Source organism: Bacillus luti (genome assembly GCF_001884105.1).
In the GTDB taxonomy this organism is placed as follows: Bacteria; Bacillota; Bacilli; order Bacillales; family Bacillaceae_G; genus Bacillus_A; species Bacillus_A luti.
The window spans coordinates 41692-48432 of the sequence record NZ_MACI01000033.1 but is presented as its reverse complement, the minus strand read 5'-3'; the positions used below and the strand labels follow the sequence as shown (position 1 = coordinate 48432).

At 35.1% G+C, this 6741-nt stretch carries 9 protein-coding genes; all 9 read left to right on the top strand.

Annotated elements, in window-relative coordinates:
* Nucleotides 1–224: 224 nt before the first annotated feature.
* The 9 genes from BAQ48_RS08165 (at nucleotide 225) to rsmI (ending at nucleotide 6724) form a co-directional block, all read left to right on the top strand.
* Nucleotides 225–404: a sigma factor G inhibitor Gin gene (locus tag BAQ48_RS08165; protein ID WP_071710678.1), complete on the top strand. Its 180-nt coding sequence runs from the start codon at nucleotides 225–227 to the stop codon at nucleotides 402–404.
* Between the two features lie 71 nt (nucleotides 405–475).
* Nucleotides 476–1897, top strand: a complete 1422-nt coding sequence (locus tag BAQ48_RS08160) for an aminotransferase class I/II-fold pyridoxal phosphate-dependent enzyme (protein ID WP_071710677.1) — start codon at nucleotides 476–478, stop codon at nucleotides 1895–1897.
* A gap of 1 nt (nucleotide 1898) precedes the next feature.
* Complete coding sequence (gene tmk, locus BAQ48_RS08155) at nucleotides 1899–2525, top strand: dTMP kinase (protein WP_071710676.1); 627 nt, start codon at nucleotides 1899–1901, stop codon at nucleotides 2523–2525.
* 35 nt (nucleotides 2526–2560) lie between these two features.
* Nucleotides 2561–3544, top strand: a complete 984-nt coding sequence (gene holB, locus BAQ48_RS08150; RefSeq protein WP_071710675.1) for a DNA polymerase III subunit delta' — start codon at nucleotides 2561–2563, stop codon at nucleotides 3542–3544.
* A gap of 5 nt (nucleotides 3545–3549) precedes the next feature.
* A complete protein-coding gene (locus BAQ48_RS08145) occupies nucleotides 3550–4377 on the top strand; it encodes a PSP1 domain-containing protein (RefSeq protein WP_000272429.1) in 828 nt (275 codons plus the stop codon).
* A gap of 14 nt (nucleotides 4378–4391) precedes the next feature.
* Entirely contained in the window at nucleotides 4392–4742 is a 351-nt protein-coding gene (yabA, locus tag BAQ48_RS08140) for a DNA replication initiation control protein YabA (protein WP_000412062.1), read from the top strand.
* Between the two features lie 120 nt (nucleotides 4743–4862).
* Nucleotides 4863–5603: a tRNA1(Val) (adenine(37)-N6)-methyltransferase gene (locus BAQ48_RS08135; RefSeq protein WP_071710674.1), complete on the top strand. Its 741-nt coding sequence runs from the start codon at nucleotides 4863–4865 to the stop codon at nucleotides 5601–5603.
* Complete coding sequence (locus BAQ48_RS08130) at nucleotides 5590–5880, top strand: GIY-YIG nuclease family protein (protein ID WP_000414348.1); 291 nt, start codon at nucleotides 5590–5592, stop codon at nucleotides 5878–5880. The genes BAQ48_RS08135 and BAQ48_RS08130 overlap by 14 nt, the downstream gene beginning before the upstream one ends.
* Nucleotides 5849–6724, top strand: coding sequence for a 16S rRNA (cytidine(1402)-2'-O)-methyltransferase (gene rsmI / locus BAQ48_RS08125; RefSeq protein ID WP_071710673.1), 876 nt, complete (start codon nucleotides 5849–5851; stop codon nucleotides 6722–6724). The genes BAQ48_RS08130 and rsmI overlap by 32 nt, the downstream gene beginning before the upstream one ends.
* Nucleotides 6725–6741: the final 17 nt, after the last annotated feature.

Below are 6741 nucleotides of genomic sequence, written 5' to 3'. Positions count from 1 at the left end.
ACCTTGTCCCTGTGAGAGTAGGACGTCGCCAAGCAACTTAAAACACGAGTCATTTGACTCGTGTTTTTTTATGTTGTTAAACAATATGTGAAAGAAGTCAAGGTAATACAAACACGTTGCCCAAGAGTAAATCATATTATATAAGAGATTGATGTATATTTTTCTGTAAATTGTTAAGGAATAGTAGTACAAAATATGTGTATTAAAATAGGGGAGGAAAGGATATGAAATTACAAAGTGAAATTTGCATCGTGTGTGAGACAAAAAGAAAAGAAGGTATATATGTTTATAATAATTTGATATGTCATGAATGTGAAAAGGATATGGTGAATACCGAGACGAATGATCCGAAATATATACATTATTTAAAACAACTTCGAAAATTAGAAGTATCATATTTTTAAATAGGCGTATGCCTATTATTTTTTTTGTTCTGTATAATAGATAAAGAATGAATAATAAGGAAGAGGTATATATGAATCAAAATCGTATGCCTTTATATGAGGCTTTAATAGAGTTTAAAGAAAGAGAGCCGCTATCTCTTCATGTTCCAGGTCATAAGAATGGTTTAAACTTCCCACAGGAAGCTATTGGAGAGTTTAAAGATATACTATCCATTGATGTAACAGAGTTAACAGGATTAGATGATTTACATAGTCCGTTTGAATGTATAAATGAAGCGCAACAATTGTTAACTGATGTATATGGTGCAAAAAAAAGTTATTTTTTAATTAATGGTTCAACAGTGGGAAATTTAGCAATGATTTTGTCTTGCTGCGGTGAGCATGACATTGTCCTTGTGCAAAGAAATTGTCATAAATCAATCATTAATGGGTTGAAACTAGCGGGTGCGAATCCTATTTTTCTAGACCCATGGATTGATGAGGCGTATAACGTGCCAGTGGGAATTCATGATGAAGTTATTATAGAAGCAATTGAAAAATATCCTAATGCTAAAGCTCTCATTTTAACGCATCCTAATTATTATGGTATGGGAATAGATTTAGAGGCAAGTATTGCTTATGCACATGCACATAAAATCCTTGTTTTAGTGGACGAGGCTCACGGAGCACACTTTTGCTTAGGAGACCCATTTCCAAAGTCAGCATTAGAATATGGTGCAGATATTGTAGTTCATTCTGCACATAAAACATTACCTGCGATGACAATGGGATCCTATTTACATATAAATAGTCATTTAGTCGATAAAGAAAAAGTTTCTACTTATTTGAGTATGCTACAATCTAGTAGTCCGTCATATCCAATTATGGCTTCTCTTGATATAGCGCGCTTTACGCTAGCGAGTATAAAAGAAAAAGGTCACGATGAAATTATTGGGTTTTTACGGGGATTTAAAAAAGGATTGTACTCTATTCCACAAATAGCTGTTTTACAATATCCGTTGCAAGACGATTTAAAGGTTACTGTACAAACTCGTTGTCAGCTATCAGGATATGAATTACAGTCTTTGTTTGAAAAGGTCGGAATATATACAGAAATGGCAGATCCATATAATGTCCTATTTATTTTACCTCTGCAAGTAAGTAAGGAGTACATGCAGGCTATAGAGACAATTCGAGTAGCATTGGAACATTATGAGAGGAAAGACAAGAACGAATCTATTCGTTATACTTATAAAAGAGAATTCACTCCTTTACCGTATACGTATAAGCAACTAGAAGGATACAAAACAAAAGTAGTACCGATAGAAGAAGCGGTTGGGATGATAGCGGCGGAAATGGTAATTCCGTATCCACCTGGAATTCCATTGATTATGTATGGTGAAAGAATTACTTCAGAACATAAAGAGCAAATTATGTATTTAGAGAAAACGGGAGCTCGTTTTCAAGGGAGCACGAAAGATATGAAAGTGTATGATATAGAAAGTAGGTTTTAGGATGAAGGGATTATTTGTAACAATTGAGGGGCCAGAAGGTTCGGGTAAAACAACGTTAATTAAAAGATTATTACCATATTTTGAGCAAAAAGAACAAAAGGTAATGGCGACGAGAGAACCAGGTGGTATTGCAATTTCTGAGGATATTAGAACGATTTTACATAAACAAGAATATACGATGATGGAAGCACGTACAGAGGCACTTCTATATGCCGCTGCACGTAGACAACATTTAGTGGAAAAGGTTATGCCAGCGCTTAATGAAAACTATCTTGTGCTATGTGATCGTTTTATAGATAGCTCTTTAGCTTATCAAGGCTATGCAAGAGGATTAGGTATGGATAAAGTATTTGAAATCAATCGTTTCGCAACAGAAGACTGCATGCCTAGTTTAACAATTTACCTAGACATTGAACCCGAGGTTGGTTTAGCTAGAATTGAAAAAGATGCGGGACGCGAAGTGAATCGATTAGACATGGAAGATATCTCTTTCCATAAACGAGTGCGTGAAGGATATTTACAAGTTGTAGAACGTTTCTCAGATCGTATTGTAGTGGTAAATGCTGATCAACCAATGGAACAACTTATAGAAGAAGTTGTTCAGATTATAGAAGAGAAATTGTTATAATAGAAGGAAAGAATGAAATAAGTGAGGTATGCATTATGACGATGACGTGGGAGCAGCTTTCTGGTATACAGCCCATCGGTGTAAAAATGTTGATGAATAGCATTGCAAAAGAGCGTATATCCCACGCTTATTTGTTAGAGGGAGGGAAAGGAACAGGGAAGTTTGCGACAGCAATTCAGATGGCAAAGAGTTTTCTCTGTTCCCAAAGGAATGGGGTAGAGCCCTGTCACGTATGTACAAATTGCAAGCGAATTGATTCAGGTAACCACCCTAACTTACATATTGTTAAACCAGACGGATTATCTATTAAAAAGCAGCAAATTCACGATTTACAAGAAGAGTTTTCAAAAACAGGATTAGAGGCAAATAAAAAAGTATACATTATTGAGCATGCAGATCGTATGACAGCAAACGCAGCGAATACACTCTTAAAATTTTTAGAAGAACCAAGTAGTGATACAACAGCTATTTTACTTACTGAACAAAGTCATCAAATTTTAAATACGATTTTATCTCGCTGTCAAGTTGTTACATTTAGACCATTACCTACTGAATCTTTAATTAAAAGATTACAGGATGAAGGTATTACAGCACCTTTAGCGACCCTTGCTGCACAACTTACGAATAGTTTTGAAGAAGCTTTAGCTTTGTGTAATGATGAATGGTTTGCACAAGGACGAGCTTTAGTGATAAAATTATGTGAAGCGCTCGAAAAAGATAAAGCCTCTATTTTTTTTGTACAAGAAAAATGGGGAAAACACTTTGGAGAGAAAGAACAATTACAGCAAGGTTTAGATATGTTACTCCTTATTTATAAGGATTTATTATATGTTCAACTTGGAGAAGAAGATCGTCTTGTTTTTCATGAGCAGAAAGAGATATTTGAATCTTTCTCCTATGCTCAGAAGCGCATTGTATCAGCTCTCTTTAATATATTAGAGGCAAAAAATAGAATCAACGCTAATGTAAATGCGCAGCTTGTGTTCGAACAGTTAGTGTTGCGGTTGCAGGAGGGATGACCGTTTTGTATGATGTAGTAGGTGTTCGCTTTAAGAAGGCCGGAAAGGTATATTACTTTGATCCGAATCAGTTCGATATCTCTGAAAATGAGTTCGTAATTGTAGAAACGGTAAGAGGTATTGAATACGGAAAAGTAGTTATTACCAAAAAGCAAGTTGATGAAAACGACGTTGTATTACCGCTGAAAAAAGTTATTCGTATTGCAAATGAAAATGATCGTACCATTGTTGAAGAGAACAAACATGCTGCGAAAGAAGCATATCAAGTTTGTCAACAAAAGGTAGTAGAGCATAATCTTGATATGAAACTGGTAGATGTAGAGTATACGTTCGATCGTAATAAGATTATTTTCTACTTTACTGCGGATGGTCGGATTGATTTCCGCGAACTAGTGAAGGACTTAGCGGCAATTTTTAGGACAAGAATTGAACTAAGACAAATTGGTGTTCGTGATGAAGCGAAGATGCTTGGTGGTATTGGTCCATGTGGTCGTATGCTTTGTTGTTCTACTTTTTTAGGAGATTTTGAACCTGTATCCATTAAAATGGCTAAGGATCAAAATTTATCATTAAATCCTGCAAAAATCTCTGGTTTATGTGGTCGCTTAATGTGTTGCTTAAAATATGAGAATGATGAATATGAGGCAGCAAAGGAACAACTTCCTGATTTAGATCAACGTATACAAACCCCGCATGGTACTGGCCGTGTTATCGGATTAAATATTTTAGAAAGATTAATTCAAGTGGAACTAGTAGACAAGGAACGGATAGTAGAATATACGTTAGATGAATTAGTGAATAAAGGGGTCGTTTCGAGTCAAACCACAGATTAATGAGGTGGGTGCTTGTGGAGAAAAAGGATATTTTTGCATCGGTTTCTAGTATGGAAGAGCAAATTGGACATTTATATAAACAGTTGGGAGAATTAAAACAACATCTTGCAGAGTTATTGGAAGAAAACCAACATATAAAAATGGAAAATGAAAATTTGCGACAACGTTTTGAAGAAGTGCAGATTAAAGAAAAACAAAAAACTCAAAAACGTAAAGAAGTGAAGCCAAAGACAGATATTGGTGAAGGCTACGATAATTTAGCAAGACTGTATCAAGAGGGTTTTCATATTTGTAATCTACATTATGGAAGTGTACGTAAAGAGGGAGATTGTTTATTCTGTCTGTCATTTTTAAATAAAAAGTGAAATTACCTTTCCAATTATAATTGGAAAGGTAATTTTTTATACATGGGAATAGAACGAAATGTGTTTTATATTAGTAGAAGATCCAATAGGGTAGGTTAAGGGTAAGAAAAGGAGTAGTATATGAATTTATATGAAGATGAACGTTTAGATTACTTATTAGCGCAAGAAATGAAAATTATACAAAGTCCATCGGTATTTAATTTTTCTTTAGATGCTGTTTTACTTGCAGACTTTGCTTGGGTGCCAATTCAAAAAGGTAATTTACTCGATCTGTGTACAGGTAACGCAGTTGTACCTCTGCTATTAAGTACAAGAACAAAAGGGAATATTACAGGTGTGGAAATTCAAGAACGTTTATATGATATGGGAATAAGAAGCGTTCAATATAATAAATTAGAAGAAAGAATTCACTTAATACATGGGGATTTAAAAGATATGCCGGAGAAACTGGGCCGTCATCAATATGATGTTGTCACATGTAATCCGCCTTATTTCCAAACACCTGCAACTTCTGAAAAAAATATGAATGAACATTTGGCGATAGCTCGTCATGAAATTATGTGTACATTAGAGGATGTTGTATCTGCAAGCAGTCAGCTAGTAAAACAGGGTGGGAAAGTAGCATTTGTACATCGTCCAGGTCGTTTACTAGACATTGTTACATTAATGCGTAAATATAAAATTGAACCAAAGCGTGTACGATTTGTTTATCCTAAGGCAGGGAAAGAAGCGAATACATTGTTAATTGAAGGAATTAAGGACGGAAACGCAGATTTAAAAATATTGCCACCTCTTTTTGTATATGAAGAAAATAATGAATATACAAAGGAGATTCGTTCAATTTTATATGGAGAAGAATAAGCATTGTTTTTATGTAGTAGAGTGCTCTGATGGAAGTTATTATGCTGGATATACAAATCATATAGAGAAGCGGGTTCAAACGCATAATAGCGGAAAAGGGGCTAGGTATACGCGTGCTAGACTTCCTGTTGTTTTAAAGTATGTAGAATTTCATGAAGATAAGCGTACAGCTATGCAGGCAGAGTATTATTTTAAGCAATTAAATAGAAAACAAAAAGAAGAATACATGCAAAAAGGAGAACCATATGTGGCAACAAAAAAGCTTTCAGCAAACTGAAAAAGGAATGTTATATTTAGTACCGACTCCAATTGGAAATTTAGAAGATATGACATTTCGTGCGATCCGCATTTTAAAAGAGGCAGATGTTATTGCAGCGGAAGATACAAGGCAAACGAAGAAGCTTTGTAATTATTTTGAAATCGAAACACCGGTTATGAGTTATCATGAGCATAATAAGGAAGTAAGTGGACGTAAAATTTTAGATAAGTTAGAAGAAGGCAAGACTGTAGCCATCGTAAGCGATGCTGGTATGCCGTGTATTTCCGATCCAGGCTATGATATTGTTGTCGAGGCAGTAGCTGAACAATATCACGTAATTCCGCTTCCTGGGGCAAATGCGGCTCTTACAGCATTAATTGCATCAGGTCTTGAGACAAAACAATTTTATTTCTATGGGTTTTTACAAAGAAATAAAAAGGAAAGAAAACTGGAATTAGAAAAACTTCGATATGTACAAACTACAATGATGTTTTATGAGGCACCTCACCGTCTGGATGATACTTTAATCTCAATGCAAGAAGTATTGGGGAACAGAGAAATTGTATTATGTCGAGAGTTAACGAAGAAATTTGAAGAATTTATTAGAGGGACAGTTGAGGAAGCGATTGAATGGACAAAGCAAAATGAAGTTCGTGGTGAGTTTTGTATTTTAGTAGCTGGTTCAACGGAAGAACCTGCCCCAGAAGAACAATGGTGGGAATCTATTTCGGTATATGATCATATTGAACATTATATAAATGAAAAAGGTATGAATTCAAAAGAGGCGATAAAAACAGTCGCTAAAGATCGAGATTTGTCGAAACGCGACGTATATCAAACCTATCATGTTGATAAAAAATAAGCTTCTCATAATTGAGA

Excerpts from the sequence above, each read along its gene's own strand:
- BAQ48_RS08165 (WP_071710678.1), top strand. The coding sequence starts at position 225 with ATGAAATTACAAAGTGAAATTTGCATCGTGTGTGAGACAAAAAGAAAA.
- BAQ48_RS08160 (WP_071710677.1), top strand. The coding sequence starts at position 476 with ATGAATCAAAATCGTATGCCTTTATATGAGGCTTTAATAGAGTTTAAA.
- tmk (WP_071710676.1), top strand. The coding sequence starts at position 1,899 with ATGAAGGGATTATTTGTAACAATTGAGGGGCCAGAAGGTTCGGGTAAA.
- holB (WP_071710675.1), top strand. The coding sequence starts at position 2,561 with ATGACGATGACGTGGGAGCAGCTTTCTGGTATACAGCCCATCGGTGTA.
- BAQ48_RS08135 (WP_071710674.1), top strand. The coding sequence starts at position 4,863 with ATGAATTTATATGAAGATGAACGTTTAGATTACTTATTAGCGCAAGAA.
- BAQ48_RS08130 (WP_000414348.1), top strand. The coding sequence starts at position 5,590 with ATGGAGAAGAATAAGCATTGTTTTTATGTAGTAGAGTGCTCTGATGGA.
- rsmI (WP_071710673.1), top strand. The coding sequence starts at position 5,849 with ATGTGGCAACAAAAAAGCTTTCAGCAAACTGAAAAAGGAATGTTATAT.